At 68.1% G+C, this 19,347-nt stretch carries 9 protein-coding genes; 6 read left to right on the forward strand and 3 right to left on the reverse strand.

Features of this window, described 5'->3' with window-relative positions:
• The first annotated feature begins 98 nt into the window (after window positions 1-98).
• The 6 genes from pglX (at window position 99) to ACR68M_RS30370 (ending at window position 16,519) form a co-directional block, all read left to right on the forward strand.
• Window positions 99-3,782, forward strand: coding sequence for a BREX-2 system adenine-specific DNA-methyltransferase PglX (gene pglX / locus ACR68M_RS30345; RefSeq protein ID WP_441247345.1), 3,684 nt, complete (start codon window positions 99-101; stop codon window positions 3,780-3,782).
• A 60-nt stretch (window positions 3,783-3,842) separates the two neighbouring features.
• Entirely contained in the window at window positions 3,843-7,733 is a 3,891-nt protein-coding gene (locus ACR68M_RS30350; protein WP_441247346.1) for a DUF6079 family protein, read from the forward strand.
• A complete protein-coding gene (gene pglZ / locus ACR68M_RS30355; RefSeq protein ID WP_441247347.1) occupies window positions 7,733-10,513 on the forward strand; it encodes a BREX-2 system phosphatase PglZ in 2,781 nt (926 codons plus the stop codon). Before ACR68M_RS30350 ends, pglZ begins: the two co-directional genes overlap by 1 nt.
• Window positions 10,510-11,853, forward strand: a complete 1,344-nt coding sequence (gene brxD / locus ACR68M_RS30360) for a BREX system ATP-binding protein BrxD (RefSeq protein WP_441247348.1) — start codon at window positions 10,510-10,512, stop codon at window positions 11,851-11,853. Before pglZ ends, brxD begins: the two co-directional genes overlap by 4 nt.
• Before the next feature lie 47 nt (window positions 11,854-11,900).
• Entirely contained in the window at window positions 11,901-14,018 is a 2,118-nt protein-coding gene (locus ACR68M_RS30365) for a DEAD/DEAH box helicase (RefSeq protein WP_441247349.1), read from the forward strand.
• Window positions 14,019-14,332: 314 nt separating this feature from the next.
• Window positions 14,333-16,519 (forward strand): hypothetical protein, encoded by a 2,187-nt coding sequence (locus tag ACR68M_RS30370; protein ID WP_441247350.1) that lies wholly within the window; start codon window positions 14,333-14,335, stop codon window positions 16,517-16,519.
• Between the two features lie 434 nt (window positions 16,520-16,953).
• On the opposite strand, the gene ACR68M_RS30375 is transcribed toward ACR68M_RS30370, so the two are convergent.
• The 3 genes from ACR68M_RS30375 to ACR68M_RS30385 all read right to left on the reverse strand — a co-directional run bounded on the left by ACR68M_RS30375 (window position 16,954) and on the right by ACR68M_RS30385 (window position 19,308).
• Window positions 16,954-17,937: a GlxA family transcriptional regulator gene (locus tag ACR68M_RS30375; RefSeq protein WP_441251754.1), complete on the reverse strand. Its 984-nt coding sequence runs from the start codon at window positions 17,935-17,937 to the stop codon at window positions 16,954-16,956.
• Between the two features lie 83 nt (window positions 17,938-18,020).
• Window positions 18,021-18,437 (reverse strand): hypothetical protein, encoded by a 417-nt coding sequence (locus ACR68M_RS30380; protein WP_441247351.1) that lies wholly within the window; start codon window positions 18,435-18,437, stop codon window positions 18,021-18,023.
• Between the two features lie 34 nt (window positions 18,438-18,471).
• Entirely contained in the window at window positions 18,472-19,308 is an 837-nt protein-coding gene (locus ACR68M_RS30385; protein WP_441247352.1) for a helix-turn-helix transcriptional regulator, read from the reverse strand.
• Window positions 19,309-19,347: the final 39 nt, after the last annotated feature.

Here is a 19,347-nt window from a genome sequence, read left to right on the forward strand (position 1 = left end):
GTTCGGGTGCGGTGAGCTGGCAAGATGGGGACGCACGGCCCGTAGGGCCGGCGGACGTGGACGAGGGCAGAAGGATGGGCGCTGTGGCGGGTCGGGGAGTGGACCAGAACGAGCTGCTGAAGGACCTGCGCAAGCAGGTGGCGGCCCTGGAGGACGACCTGCGGGAGCGCAGCCAGGAGGTACCCGAGTTCGCGGAGCGGTTGGACGACGAGTATCGGCGGGCGCGTGATGCCGAGCGCACGGCGGCGACGTACGAGAGCTGGCGTGAGGAGCGGATCACGCAGGCGGCGGTGGCCTGGGTGCTCGGCACGGTCTTCGTGCGCTTCTGCGAGGACAACGGGCTGATCGAGTGGCCGTGGATCGCCGGCCCGGGGGAGCGGCTGGCTGTTGCGGAGGAGCGCCATGAGGCGTATTTCCGCGAGAACCCGGAGCAGAACGACCGCGACTGGCTGGTTGCTTCCTTTGATCACCTGGCGGCGGCGAACGAGACGGCGGGCGGCCTGTTCGACCGCAACCACAATGCGCTGTGGGGGCTGACGCCGAGCTTCGAGGCGGCGCGGGGGCTGCTGGCGTTCTGGCGGCGGCGTGGCGAGGACGGGGAGGCGGTGCACCTCTTCGAGAGTGAGGACTGGGACACGCGTTTCCTCGGTGATCTGTACCAGAATCTGAGCGAGCATGCGCGGAAGACGTACGCGCTGTTGCAGACGCCGGAGTTCGTGGAGGAGTTCATCCTCGATCTGACGTTGGAGCCGGCGGTTGAGGAGTTCGGACTCTGGCCTGAGCTGACGATCCGTGAGGGTGAGTCGCGGGAAGTCGTGCGTCGGGGCCTGCGGACGATTGACCCGGCCTGCGGCAGTGGGCACTTCCTGCTCGGGCTGTTCCACCGGCTGCTGGCCAAGCACGAGGAGTTGGCCGGGCCGGGCGTCGATAAGTGGGAGAACGTGTGTGCCGCCCTTGACGCGGTGCATGGGTGCGACAAGAACCCGTTTGCGGTCAGTGTGGCCCGGTTCCGGCTGCTCGTCGCTGCGCTCAAGGCAGCGGACGTGGAGCGGTTGGATCAGGCACCGACCTTCCCGATCAACATCGCGGTCGGCGACTCACTGCTGCACGGACGCGGTGTCGGCAAGCGCAAGCTCAAGGGCAAGAGCGAGGACGACCTCTTCTCGGCACTGGGCGTTCAGGAATACGACGGCGAGGACGAGGGTAATTTTGCCTACGCCACGGAGGACGTGAACGCATTCGTCCGAAGCTGTGACCTGCTGGGGAGGCACTCGTATCACGTCGTGGTGGGGAACCCGCCATACATCACGGTCAAGGATAAGCAGGAGAACGAGAACTACCGGGACGCCTACGATGCATGCTCCGGGAAGTATGCACTGTCGGTGCCCTTTGCGCAGCGGATCTTCGACTTGGCAACTCGGGATCAGCATGGATTCACGGGGCAGATTACCTCGAACTCCTTCATGAAGCGAGAGTTCGGGAAGAAGCTCGTTGAGGAGTTCTTCCGTACTGTAAAGCTGACTCACATCATCGACACATCCGGGGCGTTCATTCCTGGACACGGTACACCGACAGTGATCCTAGTTGGCCGTAATACAGAACGGGGCTGGGCGGATCCCGTGCGTGCCGTGCTTGGTGTCAAGGGAGAGCCTGGGCAGCCGGAGGTGGCTGCCGATGGCGAGGTGTGGCGTGCGATCGTAGAGCAGGTGGTGAAGCCGGGAAGCGAGTCGGGATATATCACCTCTATGGATGCGTCGCGCGAGTCGTATTCCATGCACCCGTGGTCTCTTAGTGGTGGCGGTGCAGGTGACCTGCTAGAGGCACTTGAGCGTGCGGGGACTGGAAAGCTCAGTTCCACTGCTGACTCGATTGGGATTACGTGCTTCACATTGGAGGATGATCTATATCTGTCCTCGCAGCGCAGTGCGGATCGAGTTGGCATCTCGGCGCAATTGTTGAGGCCCATGGTCACTGGTGATCTTCTGCGTGATTGGAACGGCGGGGACTTCGACGTAGCATTGTTTCCCTACTCAAGGGAGTTTGAACCACTGGACGTCGACTACGATTCTCCCCTTGGTCGACGCATGTGGCCGTCCCGAACGACGATCTCAAATAACTTCCTCTTTGGTCACCAAACCAAGATCGAAGGCGGCCTCAAGTGGTCAGAATACGGGCGGTTGACCGCAAGCAAGCTGCGGACTCCCCTGGCGATCACATTCGCATTTGTGGCAACGCATAATCATTTCGTGCTCGACCGCGGCGGGAAGGTATTCAAGCAGTCCGCGCCTGTGATTAAGCTTCCGAAGGCAGCGTCGGAGGATGATCACCTTGGGCTACTGGGGGTGCTGAACTCGTCGACAGCGTGCTTCTGGTTGAAGCAGGTGAGTCAGGGCAAGGGTGGCAGCGGGCTTGGGCGTGGCGTACAGGACGAGGAATGGGAGGAGCGTTACGAGTTCACTGGAACAAAGTTGCAGGATTTCCCACTTTCCGGTGTCACACCCCTCGGTGTGGGTCGGGCACTTGATGTTCTTGGTCAAGTACTCGCCACTTATGAGCCTGCCGCCGTCGCGTGCGCTGGGCCCGCGCGCGCCGACCTCGATGCCGCCCGGGCTGTTCACACCTCCACCCGCCGCCGCATGATTGCGCTGCAGGAGGAACTGGACTGGCAGGTGTACTACTCCTACGGTCTGCTTACCGAGGCCGAGGCTAGGTTGCTTGTTGTCAATGACCCCGATGAGGCCCCTGGGGTTGCGCTCGGTGAGCGTGCTTTCGAAATCGTGCTTGCGCGCAGAGTGGCGGCAGGCGACGCGAAGACCGCATGGTTCGTCCGTCATGGCTCCACTCCGGTTACGGAGATCCCCGCTCACTGGCCCGAGTGGTACCGCGCAATTGTCCAGCGCCGCATCGACACCATCGAGAATCGCCGTGATCTCGCGCTGATCGAGCGGCCGGAGTGCAAGCGCCGCTGGTCGTCGCCGACTTGGGAGAAGAAGGAAGCCGCCGCCCTGCGCACCTGGCTGCTCGACCGCTGCGAGCGTGAGGACCTTTGGTTCCATACCCGCGACGGCATGCGCCAGCCCCGTACGCTGACGCCCGCCCAGCTCGCTGACCTGTTTAACGACGACACCGACATCCACGCCGTCGCCGAGCTCTACGCCGCCGACCATCTCGGCAAGCCCGACCTCCGCCTCGCCGATGTGCTGCGCGAGGTGTTCGCTGATGAGCACGTCCCGTACCTGGCCGCCCTTCGTTACAAGGACTCCGGTCTGCGCAAGCGCGAGCAGTGGGAGCAGGTATGGGAGCAGCAGCGCGAGGAGGACCGGATCGGTGAGCGCCTCGATATTGCGGTGCCGCCGAAGTACGCCAGTGCGGACTTCCGTAAGCAGTCCTACTGGTCGAACCGCGGCAAGCTGGACGTCCCCAAGGAGCGGTTCATCTCCTACCCGGACGCCGGCCCCGAAGCTGACCCCAAGCTCGTCCTCGGCTGGGCGGGCTGGGACCACCGGGACCAGGCGCAGGTGATCATCAACCTGGTCGCCGATCGGGTAGAGCGGGACAACTGGCAGGGCGAGCAGCTCATCCCGCTCCTTGCCGGTATGCAGGAGCTGCTGCCCTGGCTGCGGCAGTGGCACGGCGAGTTCGACCCCGAGTGGGACGGGAACCCCGCCGCAGACTGCCAGGAGTGGCTGGACGCCGAGCAGCGCGACAACCACATCACCGCCGCCGCCCTTCAGGACTGGCGTCCGGTGCCGCCCAAGCGTGGTAAGACCGCTGCCAAGTGATAGACCGTCACCCCACAGACGACGACCAGAAGACCGTGACGAAGGGAACCGCGACCCGCGATGTCCAGCTCTGAGCTCTACCTCCGGGACGTCCTGGACATCCCCGATGCGGTGCACGCCGGCAAGTTCAAGGTGGAGCTGTCCGGCGGCTTCGAGGAGACCCAGCGGCTGGTCGACGAGTACGTCGTCACCGACCAGCTGAAGAAGGCCTTCGGTCAGGCGCTGACCCTGGTCCGCAGCTCGGCGCGGGACGGCTCGTCGAACGCCGCCTACCTGCACGGGTCGTTCGGCTCCGGTAAGAGCCACTTCATGTCGGTGCTGCACGCAGTGCTCAACAACGAGCCGGCCGCCCGCGCGAAGCTGCGTCTGCAGGAGGTGATCGCTGAGCACGACGACTGGCTGCGCGACCGCCGGTTCCTGATGGTGCCGTACCACCTCGTCGGCGCGGCTGACCTGGACTCCGCGCTGCTCGGCGGCTATGTCCGGGCGGTTCGCTTGCTCGACCCGAATGCTCCGACGCCCCCCGTCTACCGGGCGGACGCGATGCTGGACGATGCCCGCTACAACCGGGACATCGAAGGCGACGAGCTGTTCATCCGTAAGCTCGGCGAGCCCTCCACCGAAGGCTCGGGCAGCGTGCACCCTGGAGAGGTCGAGGACGACCTTGTCCCGCTGGAGGCCGGCGCCGCCCCCGCCACTGGCTGGACCAGCGCGGATCTCGACCGGGCCTTCGTCGCCCCGCAGGGTGACCCGCTGCGGGAGGCACTGGTCTCTGCCCTCCTCAGTGGGCCGATGAAGTCGTACGTGCGCGGCGCCAGCGGTGACGCGGCGGCGTTCCTGCCGTTGGAGGACGGCCTGTCGGTGATCAGCCGGCACGCCAAGTCCCTCGGCTACGACGGCATCGTGCTGTTCATCGACGAGCTGATCCTCTGGCTGCAGGCGAAGATGAGCGACCAGGACTTCGTGAAGACCGAGGTCGGCAAACTCGTCAAGATCATCGAATCGGGCGTCGCCGACCGACCGGTCCCGATCATCTCCTTCGTCTCCCGGCAGCGGAACCTCTCCCAGCTGGTCGGCGAGGACGTCACGGGCGCCGAGGTGAAGAACCTCGAATCCCAGGTGGGCTACCTCGCCGAGCGCTTCGACGTGATCAACCTGGAGGACCGCAACCTCCCCGCGATCATCAAGGAGCGTGTGCTCAAGCCGCGCTCACCGGAGGCCCGGGCGGCGCTCGACGCGGCGTTCGCTGACTTCGAGCAGTCCAACCCCCGCGTGAAGGACGCGTTGCTCGACTCGCAGGGCGCGACCCAGGCCGACTGGTCGGACTTCCGGGACGTCTACCCGCTGACCCCGGCGCTGCTGAACGTCCTGGTCGCGCTTTCGGGCGCGCTGCAGCGTGAGCGCACTGGTCTCAAGCTTCTCCAGGACCTGCTTTGGCGGCGTCGCGAGGACATGAAGGTCGGTCAGGTCATTCCCCTCGGCGACCTGTGGGACGTCCTGTCGGGCGGTATGGGCGACGCCTTCACCGACAAGCTCCGCAAGGAGGGCGAGCAGGCGTCCCGGTTCTACGACAAGGTCCGGGCCTCGCTGCTGGAGAAGTACCGCACCGAGGACGACCCCGACTTCCGGTCCACCGACCGGCTCGTCAAGACGCTGCTGCTCGCCTACCTCACCCCCGAAGTTCCTGCCCTCGCCCGGCTGACCGCGCGCCGACTGGCGGACCTCAACCACGGCTCCGTCCGCCGCACCCGCACGATCACCGACGACCGGGTGGCGCTGGCCCGACTGGAGGAGCTGCAGGGCGAGTTCGGCGGGGAGCTGCGCTCGGACGGCGGGGACGACCCGGTGTTCGCGCTGCACCTGTCTGACCTCGACGTTGAGCCGCTGCTGGACGCCGTCGGCGAGCAGGACCGGATGAGCGCGCGTCGCATCTGGATCAAGGAGGCGCTGTGGCGGGCTCTCAAGATCAAGGACGTCGAGGGCTTCGTCTGCGAGCGCGAGGTGGTCTGGCGGGGTACCAAGCGGACCGCGGAGTTCGTCTTCGGCAACGTCCGTGACCCGCAGGAGATCCCGGACGACCACTTCATCCCGTCCGTGGACGGTCGGGTGCGGTTCGTCCTGGACTATCCCTTCGACGTCCCCAACCAGTACCCGAGCGACGACGCCGCTCGAGTACGGCAGTTGCAGCGCGACGAGCGCCACCATCAGCCCACCATCGTCTGGCTCCCGGCCCACCTGTCGCGCCAGCGTGCGGGCCAGCTCGGGCGCCTACTGAAGATCAACTATCTGCTGGAGCGGGAGCGGCTCGACGACCTGGCGGTCAACTACTCGGCCGAGGACCGCATCCGCATGCGCCACCAGCTCCAGGCTCAGCGCGACAACCTGGAGTCCCAGCTCACCGCCGTGCTCGGGCAGTTGTACGGGATCAGTCGGCTGGACGAGTCCAACGCCGGTGCGCCGATCGGTGAGGACGGCCACGTGATGTCCCTGCTGCCCGGGCACCGCCCCCGGCTGGAGGCGGCAGCAGGGTTCGAGGGCAACCTGCTCAGGCTGTCCGACTCGGTCTTCCAGGTGCTTTACCCCAAGCACCCGAACTTCGACACCGCCAACAACCGCAAGGCGATCACCCCCGGCGAGCTGAAGACCGTGCTCGAGTGGATCACCAAGGCCATGGACGACGGCTCCCGCCGTGTCGAACTCGACCGGGGCCAGATGGCCGTGGTGAAGAAGGTCGTCCACCCGCTGGAACTCGGCGAGGTCCACGACGGACCCCTCACCCTCAGTACCGAATGGCGCCGCCGGATCGACCAGTACGCCGCCCAGCAGCAAATCACCGGCGACTACAAGGTTGAGGACATCCGCAAGTGGATCGGCAAGCTCGGCTGGACCGGGCTCGACAAGCAGGTCAGCAGCCTGCTGATCGCCACCTACGCGCTGCTGGCCGACCGCGCCTGGCTGTTCCACGGCAAGCCCGAGCCGACCGCGCCCCCGCTCGCCGCCATCGGCACCGGCTACACCCTGCACGCCCAGGAGATGCCAAGCGAAGGTGAGTTCGCCACCGCACGCGACCGGGCGGGGGCGCTGCTCGGGGTTGCCGGGGTGCCGCCGGTGCTGTTCGCGCGGAACGTGGCCAAGCTGGCCGCCGCCGTCCGTGCGAAGGTCGCGACGCTGGAATCCGCGGTAGAGGGCGTGTGGAGTTCACTGGGCAAGCCGCGGCATGCCCAGGCGCTGGGCCTCACCGACCCGGCCTCGCCGCGGCTGCTGGCGGCCCGGCACGCCGCCGATCTCGTGCAGCGTCTGACCCGGCAGCAGGACGACACCGGGCTCGTACGGGAACTCGCTGCCGTTGCCTACGACATCACTGACGACGGGCTGGGCGCCGCACTCGGTTCTGCCAAGACGGTGCTCGCTGCTCTCGACCGCGTCCAGTGGGACCTGCTGGAGAGCGTCCGGGAGTACGCCGGGCGCCCGGACGGGATCGGAGACCGGGCACAGCGGCTGCTCGCCGAAGTGGCCCGCGCTGCCCGGGAGGACGAGGGCGAGCGGAAGCTTGCGCCCGTCCTGGACGGGCTCACCTCGCAGGCGCTGGCGTTGATCAGGGACGCGGCCCGACTGGCAGTGGTCGCCGCACCTGTTCAGCCCGTCCCCGCTGAGCCGCAGTCGTTCCCGCCCGCGCCTGTCCCGCAGGCCGCGCCGACTGAGGCGGAGCAGGTCAGCCTGACCTTCCACGGCCAGCCCCCGCTGCCGTCCTCGCAGCCGCCGGCGGTCGCCAAGCCGGGGGCGTCGACCCGCAGGGTTGTCGCCAGCGCGGGCGACTCGGTGCTGGAGCGTGTGCTGGCCGACCTGCTCGGTGAAGTGCGTGCTTTCGCTGTCGCCAACCCGGGTTCGGAGATCGAGATCGGCTGGAAGCCGGCCGGCGAGCCGGGAGCAACCGAGGGAACGGACGCCTGATGCCGACTCTGCCACCGCTGGTCAACCGTAGGGTCCTCGAAGCTTTGCTGCGGCTGGAGTTGTCGGAGCAGCCGGACCGCCGACTTGTCCTGGTCCACGGGCGCTACGAACCCGGTGCGGCCACCAGCTTCACGGCCGCGCTGGGCGAGGAGAAGCGCAGGGTCGAGGTGGTGGAGGACCACTCGGTGCTAGGCATCTCCGATGCGTGGCACCGCCACCTTGAGGAGGCTCCGGGTGACAGCTCCGTGCTGGTGGTGGCCACCGCGGTCGCGGACGGGCAGCTCGGCTGGGATCTGCTCGGGCATGCGCTGCGCCGCCAGGTGCTCAGCGTGGACCGCGCGGAGATCGTCCGGCTCCGCTTCGGCGCCACCGACCTCGACCCGCGCATCCGGGCGGAGTCCTGGCTGGTGAACGCGCTGCTGGACGCCGAACCGCACAGCGGCTGGCCCCGCGCCGGCTCCGTACTGACCCTGGACGCGGCGATGCGCGCTCTGGTCGAGGCACGCCTGTCGATCGGTAACTCCGCCCAGGAGATGGCCGGCGGCCGCCGTGACCCGGTGCAGCGGGAGACTCCGCTCGACGCCGACACCCTGCTCTCCTGGTCCCGCAGCCCTGCCGGACCGGCCGGGTATGCCGTACTGGCCGAGGAGGAGCGCCAAGGCATCAGCGCCTGGCTGGCGAAGGTCGTCGGCGAGGCTGCCCCCCTGCTCCTGAACCTCTGCGCAGCCGGCCGGGGCCACGAAGCGATGGCGCTGGGCGTCGTCGGCTCGGTGCTCACCGGCCCCGCGCCCGCAGCGGAAGCGGGGCTCGCGCTCGGCGGCCTGTTCGGAGCCGTGCGCCTCAAGCCCTCCGAACTGCAGGCCTTCACCGCCGCGGTGGAGGGGACGCTAACCCGCTGGCTGCTCCAGGCCGAACAAGCCGGAGCCCACCAGTACGCCGCGCGGGACCGTGCTCTTCAGGTGCTGCGGCAGGCCGACCGGCTCGCCGAGGAGGCCGGGCTCAGCGCCGGGCTCGCCCAGAACGCCTACCTGCCCTCGGGGTTCCAGGCGCGACTGGGCATGCTCGCCGAGTCGCTGGACCCCAAAGACCCCCGAGCCGGCCGTGACCCGCGCCGTGCGGCCGAGGCCCTGGAGCAGCTGCGGCACCACCAGCTCGCGACGTTCCTGCGGGGGCGGGTTCGTACCGCCGAGGCCGCGGTGCGGCTGGTCCGTTGGCTGGCGGAGCCGAAGCCCAGCGTCACCTCGGTCGCCGACGCCGTTCAGCGTCACCTCGCCGACTGGGGCTGGGTCGACGCCGCACTGACCATCTTGTGGGCCGGCGACGCCGAGGCCAGTCCCGCCATAAGTGCCGCCTACCGCAGCGTGTACCTGGCGGCGCGCGAGCGCCGCGCCGCGATCGACGAGGCCTTCGCCGGGCATCTGCGCGACTGGACCCGCACGGCCGGCAGCAACTCGCCGGCCGGTGCGCTGCTCGTCGAGGACGTGCTCGCCACGATCGCGTTCAAGCTCGCAGGCAAGGAGAAGCGCGCGCCGCTGGTCCTGCTGCTGGACGGCATGAGCAGTGAGGTCGCCGTCGGGTTCGGCGCCGAGCTGTCCCGACGCGGCTGGCTCGAAGCCGGACCGATGGCCGGGACACGCAGCGCCGCCGTCGCGGCGATCCCCTCGCTCACACGGATCAGCCGGGCCTCCCTGCTCACCGGGAAACTCACCAGTGGTGGCCAGTCGGTGGAGAAGCCCGGCTTCGCCGCGTTCTGGGACCGCCAACGGCGCTCCGGCGTGCTGTTCCACAAGGCAGACATAGGAGGCGCCGCCGCGCAGCGTCTTTCGGAGGCGCTGCAGCGGGAGCTGGCCGATCAGGCTGCCGTCGGTGTCGTTCTCAACACGGTGGACGACTCGCTCGACCACGCGGCACAGGGCGACCGCACCAGGTGGCGGCTCGCCGATGTGACGTACCTGGAGGAACTTCTCAGTGCCGCACGGCTGTACGGACGCCCGGTGGTGCTCGTCGCCGACCACGGCCACGTACTGGAGCGCGGGGAGGGACTCGACGCCCCGGCTGCCGGAGGCGGCATCGGTGCCGCCCGTTGGCGCACCGGTGAGCCGGAGGACGGGGAGGTCCTGCTCGCCGGACCTCGCGTGCTGGAGGGGGGCGGCCGGGTCGTCGCACCCTGGCGCGAGGACATCCGCTACACACCGCGCAAGGCCGGCTACCACGGCGGAGCATCACTCGCGGAGATGACCGTGCCGGTGCTGGTGCTGCTTCCGTCCGAGGCGCAACTGCCGAAGGGCTGGTCGCTGATCGCTCCGGAGCAGGTGACCCCGCGCTGGTGGAACGCCCACGAGCCGGCCGCCGATCAGGCCGCCGCGGGTCCCGTCCCTGCTGGGTCGACAAGCCTGGGGCGCCGCACGAAGGCCCCCAAGCAGCAGGCGCCCGCAGAGGCGCTGCCGCCCGAGACGGTGAAGAGTGCCCCGACGTTCGGTCAACTCCTTGCAGCCTCTGATGTGCTGTCTTCGCAGCGGCTGTATGTGCGGGCTGCCCCGGATGCAACCGCCGTTGCCGCCGTGGTCGACGCGCTCGTCGCCGCAGACGGCGTGCTGTCGCTCGTCGCGGTCGCCAAGGCGGCAGGAAAGACCGGACGAAGCGTGGACGGCTTCGCCGCTCTGCTGCAACGACTCCTGAACGTGGAGAGCTACCCCGTGCTGGAATTCACCGACAACGGCACGCGCCTGCGGTTCAACGCACAGCTCGCACGCGAGCAGTTCCAGCTGGAGGACCAATGAGTACCCGCGGCTCCGCAACGGGCGGCGGTGGGCACATCAGCCCGGCGCGGCGCCGGGAGGTGATCGACGCACTGCGACGCGGCACCGTGCCCCAGTCCGGACTCGACCTGTTCGCCGTCGGCCTGGAGCGCTTCGAGCGCGCCCTCGACGACGACCTCGCCGTGGTCGCGCGCGGTGGAGCGGCCTTCCACGCCGTCCGGGGCGACTACGGCTCCGGCAAGACCTTCTTCGCCCGCTGGCTGGCCGAGCGGGCCAAGCGCATGGGCCTGGCGACAGCCGAGATCCAGATCTCGGAGACCGAGACCCCGCTACACCGCCTGGAGACGGTCTACCGGCGACTCACCGAACGCCTCTCCACCGCCACCCACACGCCCAGCGCCCTACGCGCCGTCGTCGACTCCTGGTTCTACACACTGGAGGAGGAGGTCCTCGCCACCGGAGACGTCTCCGAGGAGGACAGCGAGGCACTCGGCAAGGCCGTGGACGCGCTGATGGAGTCACGTCTTGCCGATGTCGCCCGGACCACCCCGGCCTTCGCCGCCGCCCTGCGCGGCTACCGCAACGCCAAGGCGGCCGGCGACGCAGCCACCGCCGAAGCGCTCATCGCGTGGCTCGGCGGCCAGAAATCCGTCGCCGCGGCAGCACGCCGGACCGCCGGCGTCCGAGGCGACCTCGACCACTTCGCGGCCCTCGGCTTCCTTCAGGGCCTGCTGACGGTCCTGCGGGACTGCGGCCACCCGGGCCTGCTGCTCGTTCTGGATGAGATCGAGACGCTCCAGCGTGTGCGCGGAGACGTCCGCGAAAAGGGCCTCAACGCGCTGCGGCAGCTCCTGGACGAGATCGACGCCGGCCGCTTCCCCGGCCTCTTCCTCGTGATCACCGGCACGCCCGCGTTCTACGACGGGCAGCAGGGTGTCCAGCGGTTGCCCCCGCTCGCCCAGCGTCTCGCCACCGACTTCACCACCGACCCGCGCTTCGACTCCCCGCGCGCCGTCCAACTCAGACTCACCGGATTCGACCTGGACCGCCTCGGCGAACTCGGTCGCGCCGTCCGGGACCTCTACGCCGCAGCCGCCCGCAATCCCGAGCGGATCGCCGACCGGGTCGACAACGCGTACATCGCCCAACTCGCCACCGCCGTCACCGGCGGCCTCGGCGGGCAGGTCGGCATCGCCCCGCGCGTCTTCCTGCGCAAGCTCGTCGCCGACGTCCTCGACCGGGTCGACGAGTTCGAGGACTTCGACCCGCGGCAGCACTACGCGCTCACCCTGTCCGCTGCCGAACTGAGCGAGGCTGAACGGAGCGCAGCTTCCGCAGGCGACGTCGAGCTCGACCTGTGAACGACACCAGCGCACCGGCCGGCCCGGGAGGGGGAAGGGCGGCCGCGATGAGCAGGCTTCAGCCCGCGCTCGTCCACCACATCGTCAACTCCTTGGGCTGGCGCGACCTCCGTCCCCTCCAGCAGGAGTCCATCGCCCCGCTGCTGGACGGCGAGGACGCCGTCCTGCTCGCCCCGACTGCCGGCGGCAAGACCGAGGCGGCCACCTTCCCCCTGCTGTCCGCGATGGAACAGGGCCGTTGGACCGGCCTGTCGGTGCTGTACGTCTGTCCGCTGAAGGCCCTGCTCAACAACCTCCTGCCGCGCCTCGAAACGTACGCGGGCTGGCTGGGCCGCCGCGTGGCGCTCTGGCACGGCGACATCCCGCAGACCGCCCGGCGTCGCATCCTCACCGACCCGCCCGACATCCTGCTCACCACGCCGGAGTCCCTCGAGGCGATGCTGGTCAGCACCAAGGTCGACCAGCACCGCCTCTTCGCCGGAGTGCGCACCATCGTCATCGACGAGGTGCACGCCTTCGCCGGCGACGACCGGGGCTGGCACCTGCTCGCCGTGCTGGAGCGCCTCCAGCGCCTCTCCGGGCGGCCCATCCAGCGGGTTGGCCTGTCCGCTACGGTCGGCAACCCCGAGTCGCTGCTCCGCTGGCTCCAAGGCTCGGGGCGAGGGGCTCGTGCCGCCCGGGTCGTGGCGCCGGGCGTCGACCTCGTCCCCCGGACCGGGGGAGAGGCCACCGCGCCGCCGCCGGGCGACATCGAGCTCGACTATGTCGGCTCGACCTCCAATGCGGCCAAGGTGATCGCCGCTCTGCACCGGGGCGAGAAGCGCCTCGTCTTCTGCGACTCCCGGCAGTTGGTGGAGGAACTCGGCGCTGCCTTGCGGGCAGCTGGCGTGACCACCTTCCTCTCCCATGCCTCGCTCTCGCTGGACGAACGGCGCCGCGCGGAAGCAGCGTTCGCCGAGGCCCGCGACTGCGTCATCGTCTCCACCAGCACCCTCGAACTCGGCATCGACGTCGGTGACCTGGACCGGGTGATCCAGATCGACTCGCCGACGACTGTCGCCTCTTTCCTCCAACGCATCGGCCGCACCGGTCGCCGCGCCGGCTCCACCCGCAATTGCCTCTTCCTTACCCGAAGCCATGAAGCGCTTCTCGGCGCCTCAGCCCTCCTCGTGCTCTGGGGCCGCGGCTACATCGAACCCGTCACCGCTCCGCCGGAACCCCGCCACATCGTCGCCCAACAGCTCCTCGCCCTGAACCTGCAGGAGCACAAGATCGGTCAAAACCTGTGGAGCCAGGGGTGGAACGGTCTCCCGCCTTTCGACCGCAGTGCCGAACCCATCCTGCGGCACCTGGTCGACCACGGATTCCTCGACCAGGACGGCGAGTTGCTGTTCATCGGCCCGGCCGCCGAGGAGAAGTTCGGCCGCCGCCATTTCATGGGCCTCACCGCGGTCTTCACCGCCCCACCGGAGTTCACCGTCTTCGCAGGCCGGCAGGAGATCGGCCGCACCGACCCCATGCTCCTCACCGAGAAGATCGACGGCCCGCGGGTCCTGCTGCTGGGCGGCAGAAGCTGGAAGGTGACCTGGATCGACTGGACCCGGCGCCGCTGCTTCGTCGAAGCCTCCGACCTGAACGGCCGCGCCCGATGGTTCGGGACCGGCTACACCGGAACCTCCTACGCCCTCAACCGAGCGGCTCGAGACGTACTGCTCGGCGCCGACCCGCAGGTCAAGCTCACCCGGCGAGCAACCCAGCAGCTTGCGGTCGTTCGGGACAAGAACGTCGACACGGTCCACCCCGGTGGCACCGTCATCACCCGAGTCGGCGAGGACGTCCGCTGGTGGACCTGGGCCGGCTACCGGGCCAACGCCACCCTCACCGCCACGCTCGCCGGACTCACCGACGAGCGCCAACGTTTCTCCGACGAGTACGTGCGTCTGCGGACTGATCTCACTCCGCAGATCTGGAAGGCCGGCACCGCCGACGCCGCAACTCACCTCTGCCTGCCGGACGTCGACGTCAAGGCCATGCGCGGCCTGAAGTTCCACGAGGCACTCCCGGAACGCCTCGCGATGGCCACTCTCGCCACCCGGCTCGCCGACCTCGACTCTGCGGAGAAGGCCCTGTCAGAACCTGTGCGATTCGTGCTTCAGACGCCATGAGTTGCCGGTCGTCAGGCCGATCCTTGATGGTGGGCGGCGCGCCCCGCGCGGCCCGACTGCTTGCTGACCGCGCACCGGCGGCTCACGGTCCCGGGGCGGGGTCGGGGGCGTATGGGAAGAGAGCCGGGAGTGCACCCACCGCCGTGGCCGATCGGCCAGAAGGGCTTGCGCGGTGCGGAACGCGAGGCTCATGTGCATCGGCACAGCGTAAGTGGCTCGGCAACAGCAAAGCCGGAGAAGGGCCCGGTGAGGTTCCGTACCACCCACACCGATGACGTTCACCCTAGGGGTGCCGGACCTGAGATCCTGGTTGAATGACGACGGTTGACAACTCGTACCGGGTGAGGCTTGCCATCGCCGCGAACTGCATAGTCTGTGGTGTGCCTCGTGCGGTGAAGGGGGCAGGGAAGTGCCCTGCATGTGGCCGTCCCCTGCCAGATGACGAGGTTCGGCAGGTCCGGGCTGCTGTCAGCGCCCGCCGCACGGTCTTCAAGGTCGCTCTGCAGCGGCTCGCCCAGCGCGTTGCCACGACGGCTGAGACCTTGTCTGCGTTCGCGACGCGCGGCATTCCGCTCGAAGAGCATGATCACCTGGACCAGGTGATCATGCCGGCGTTGACCAGGCTGGAGGACCCGGCTCCCAAGGTGAAGCAGCTGCTCGAGAGCCGCGTGTGGGACCCAGAGGAGACGGGCACCGTCGCTGCCTTCAGTGAGCTGATCAAGGAAATCGACAGCGGACTGGCCTGGGTGGAGTCCCTGCGGGACACCATGCCGCCAATGGCCTGGCGAGCAGTACATCGTGAACTCGTGAGGGCTGCCATGGCTCTGGTCCGTGGTCAGGCAGCCATGGCCGCAACGATCGCGTCCACCGACCTGGACGCTGCGATGCAGCTGCAGGCGGAGGGCGAGCGCTGGTTCGATGCGGGGGCAGGGCACGCTCATCGGCTTGCCGCACAGATCAAGCTCATCAAGGACTCGCCTGCCGACGGGCCGATCCGTCCGGACGGATCACTCGACTTCGTGACCGCAGCGTGGACGAGCGTGGGGCGTACCGGAACGTCGATCGCAGAAGCCGCGAGCATTGTGCGCAAGGCCCTCGTTGACATCCCCGGCATAAGCAACGCAACTGACGAGCACATCTTCGGGTTGCTACCGATCTTGGCTATGAGCGCGCGAGCTGTCGACCACGAGCTTCTCGTATCGCGGGCCCAACAGCTGAGGGCGGTGCTCGACGCGGCCGATGCTTCGGGCCCCTGGATCACCGATCACGCCCTGCTTGTGGGGCGAGTGTGGTTGGGCTTGGAGCGGATAACCGACGAAGTCGAACGACTCGGCCGCGAATGGCGGTATGGCCTGCCCCGGCGGCACGTGATGCGGACACTGACAGAGGTCTACCGGGAGCTCGTTGAAGGTGCACTGTGTGACCTCGGCGGCGTGATCCTGACTGCCGCGCGAGCAAGCCGACGAGCGCCGGACGGCGTCTACGAGGAGGCCGTGGTTGAGGGATTCAAGTCTGGCGACATCGTGAATGAGTTCGTCAGGCTCGGGCCGCCAAGCGGCGAGACTGTTGACATGCTCTACCGGAACGCCAGTGCTCACGCCTCCGTGGTTGTCGGCGACCAGGGCATCACGGCAACTCGACGAGAGATCCGCGACGGCCGTGTGGTGTCACGTAAGACCGTCTCGCTGTCAGGCGAAGAGTTCGGCGAGGAGCTTCTCGCCCTGCACGAGCTGCTCCTCGCAGTCCAGCTTGCGCTCCTGCCGTGGATCTCCGGTCACAGCGACAGCCGTATGGCTGCCGCAGTTGCCACGACTGTTCCGTCAGCGCGCCAGCGCGATCAGACTCTCTCCCTGATCGCCGGAGTCGCTGGGATGAGTGACGTCACCGTAGCGGTCGACGGAGATCAGTTGACGATCACGGCAACCCCACCCGCCGCGACGGCTGATCGTCTAGAGACCAACGTGCTCAGCCTGGTTCCCGCCTCGTTCGGCCTCGTGCCCGCCCCGGGCCGCGTCACGCTGAACCTGGTTGGCCGTCATCCGGTGACTTTTACTCTACGAGAGTTCGGTGACGGCCTTGATCCGAGCGATCTACCAGACGCCGGAGCGAAACTCGGGCTCGTCACGGCACGATGGCTCCTGGAAAGCACCGGAACACTTAGCTCCCGCGACGAAGCGACCTGCATCACCGCTCCGCTGGCCGATGTTCACAAGCGCTGCGCTGAACTCGCGCCGACCGACCAGGACGCGGCGCTTAACTCACTCCGGAAGATTCGAGCCCGTGTCGATGAAGTGATCCCTGAAGACCGGAGGTCCTTTCTGACAGGCGGTGTCGTCCGTCAGATCGACGCCTTGGTTGACTTTCTCGGCGGGCTCGCCACTGGTGGTGAGGCATCGCGCGGCTCGGATGAAGCCCGCTTGCGAGCCCAGCGTGCTGCAGCCTCGGTCGAGGAGGCACACCGTATCGGGGAACAGGCCCGAGCGATGCGTGATGCCTCATGACGACGCCACTGTCGTGGACGGGGGTTCCGCGCACTGGCCCCGGTCGGCTATGGCCGAGCCCCCGTGGGCCGGGGAGGGGCGGGTTGAGCTGCAGTCACGACTGCTTCGCTGCGGCGCTGTTCTCACCGCGTGGTCAGGAAGCCCGTTCTGAGGGTCGGGGCGCGCGGGCCTGCCCCAGGGAAGCCACTTCTCGAAACGACATCCGGTTGAGCATACCTAGCCAGGCTGACGCGTTTGCTCTTGGCACCTTCCCGCAGGCGGCACGGGCGAGGGTCTGTAAGTGAGCGCCGTGGCGTCGGGCGGCGTCGGCCTCGCACTCGGCCTGGCGCAGGTCGTAACGCGCCCGGTTGTCCGGGTCTCGACCGTCGGCAGCAGCAGCAGCAGCGTCGGTCGGGTCGCCGAGACGACCCGGTGCACGGCATGGTGACGTGCAATCACACTCGTCGAACCTCACCCGCGCGCCGGTATCGCGCCGGGGAGAGACTGAGGGTCCGTTGAAAGGCTCGGCGCATGGCCTCTGAGCTGGGGTACCCGCTTGCTCGGGCGACGTGTTCGATGCTCTCGTCCGTCTCATCCAGTAGGCGGCGTGCGGTCTCCAGCCGGGTCTGGTCGACGAACCGGCCGGGGGACGTGCCGGTCTCCGCGGTGAAGGCGCGGGTGAACTGTCTGGGGGAGAGGTGGGCGCGCTTCGCGAGTGCCTCTACGGAGAGGTCTTCGGTGGGGTGATCGGCGATCCAGTGCTGTACCTCGCGTACGGAGGGTCGGCTCGCGAGTTGTGTCAGGAGTTGAGTGCTGAGCTGGTTCTGGTTCCCGGGGCGGCGTAGGAAGACGACCAAGTATCGGGCGATGGTCTGGGCCACGTCCCGTCCGAGGTCTTCCTCGACGATGTTGAGAGCGAGGTCGATGCCGCTGAGTGCGCCGGCCGATGTGGAGATGTGGCCGTCCCGGATGAAGATGGGATCGGGGCTCACGCGGGTCGAGGGCTGTTCTGCCGCGAGCTTGGCGGCCTGGGCCCAGTGCGCGGTGACGTGTCGGTCGGTCAGGAGCCCGGCTTCGGCGAGCAGGAAGGTCCCGCTGCAGATCGAGACGACCCGCTTCGCTCCGGGTGCGTACTGGCGAAGCCAGGCGACGACGTCTGTGTCGAGGGCGACCTCTCCCTGCGGATCGGGCAAGCCCCCGGGGACCAGGAGGGTGTGCGGTGCCTCCGCAGAGTCGAGGTCGATGTCGGGTGTCAGGTGGAGGCCCCAGGCCGTGCGCACCGGCTTGCCCCCTGGCCCCGCGGTCACGATCGAGTAGGGGGTCCGGCCGGATGGGCTCTGCATCAGGCGGTTCGCCCCGGCGAAGACGTTCAACGGGCCGGAGACGTCGAGTGACGCGAGTCCTTCGAAAAGGACGATGAGTACGCTGCGGGTCCTCACCCGAATCAGCCTGCCTCTCCATGCCGGTCGGCGCAACGCCAGGCCTCCGGATTTGGATTCCCGTGTGCAGTCCGAGTCGGGGATCAGAGCCCTTGTTCATCGATAGTGAGGGCATCTTTCAAAGCGCTGAGGTTGGCTATTCGGCGTTGATAGATGTCAATGGTCTCGTCGATACGAGCGGGAATTGACCCCTTGCCGGTTGAGAGCGATGAATGCAATAGGAGGAGGTATTCCCGGGTTTCCTCTTGGGAGACCGGTGGCGGTAGACAGGTGATGGCCTCTTCGGCGGTCACTTCCGCCGTCACCCAGCTGCCGTCAGCCTGGCGGTTGGCCCAGATCACCGTCCCAGTGTCCGGGGCGAGAGTCAGGTGAAAGCGCTGACCTGCGCTGGCGCTGAGCTCGGTCAGTTCGATTGCGTCGGGGCCGGCCAGGGCGATGGCCTCATCGAGATTCGATACGGTTCCGTAGGGTGGCGGCGTTGGGGCCGGGAGAAAGCGCATGATGTCGCCTCCGGTTTCTCTTGGGCGGCGCGGGTTAGGCCGGTGGGGCCTCGTTGCCTGGTTCGTGTTCACTGCTGAGCCAGGAGATGACGACGAAGCGCAGGTCCGGGTAGCTGGAGGGGATGAGCACCTGAGAGACGACGTTGATCTCGGCCGGGGCGAACTGCGGGATGCTCAGCCGGAAGTGGTGGCCGTCGCGATAGGTCACAACGGCGGGTCCTTCGTGCCAGTAGCGGTGGCAATCCGGATCCGTCAGGGCTTCGTTCAACAGCGCTGTGAGGGCCAGGTCTTGGGGGAGCCGTGCGAGGGCCTGGCGCATCATCGCCAGGTAGATGCGCGCATGGCCTTCCCAGCCCACCAGCTGTCGGCGCGCGTCGGGATTCAGCAGGGCCCAACGGATGAGGTTCGCCCCTGGCTCGAGAACCCACGGAAACCAGTCCGCCATCGCCTGGTTGTAACCGACGATGCTCCATGCGGCATCGCTGAGGTAGGCCGGGCGCGGCATCTGCTGCTCCACGAGCAGGTGGAGCGCGCGGTTCGCGGGGGTGTCGCCGATCGGGCTGCTCCGGGCCAGCGGCACACCGCCGACGGTGTAGTAGAAGAGCGTCAGCCTCTCGTCCGATCCCAGACGAAGTGCTTCTGCGAGGCGTTCCAGCGTGTCCCGGTCGAGCCGGGGGGTGGCTCCCCGCTCCAACTCCCGATACCAGCGCTCACTCATCCCCGCCGCATGCGCCACCTCTGCCTGCGATACGGCCTTTCCCAGGCCGAGCATCTCGCCCGCTCCCACGCGCCAGGCGCGGAGAAGCCCGGCCAGACCCATGAGCTCTCCTGCCGGTGTGCTCACCGCATCTTCCGCGGCTCTGAGCGCCATAGGAGATCACCTCCGAGAATTCGTTGATTTATATCCAGG

Source organism: Kitasatospora sp. McL0602 (assembly GCF_052076145.1).
Classification (GTDB): Bacteria; Actinomycetota; Actinomycetes; order Streptomycetales; family Streptomycetaceae; genus Kitasatospora.

Coding starts and splice junctions, on each gene's coding strand:
- ACR68M_RS30380 (WP_441247351.1), bottom strand. CDS start 18,437: ATGCGCTTTCTCCCGGCCCCAACGCCGCCACCCTACGGAACCGTATCG.
- ACR68M_RS30370 (WP_441247350.1), top strand. CDS start 14,333: ATGACGACGGTTGACAACTCGTACCGGGTGAGGCTTGCCATCGCCGCG.
- ACR68M_RS30365 (WP_441247349.1), top strand. CDS start 11,901: ATGAGCAGGCTTCAGCCCGCGCTCGTCCACCACATCGTCAACTCCTTG.
- brxD (WP_441247348.1), top strand. CDS start 10,510: ATGAGTACCCGCGGCTCCGCAACGGGCGGCGGTGGGCACATCAGCCCG.
- ACR68M_RS30350 (WP_441247346.1), top strand. CDS start 3,843: ATGTCCAGCTCTGAGCTCTACCTCCGGGACGTCCTGGACATCCCCGAT.
- ACR68M_RS30385 (WP_441247352.1), bottom strand. CDS start 19,308: ATGGCGCTCAGAGCCGCGGAAGATGCGGTGAGCACACCGGCAGGAGAG.
- pglZ (WP_441247347.1), top strand. CDS start 7,733: ATGCCGACTCTGCCACCGCTGGTCAACCGTAGGGTCCTCGAAGCTTTG.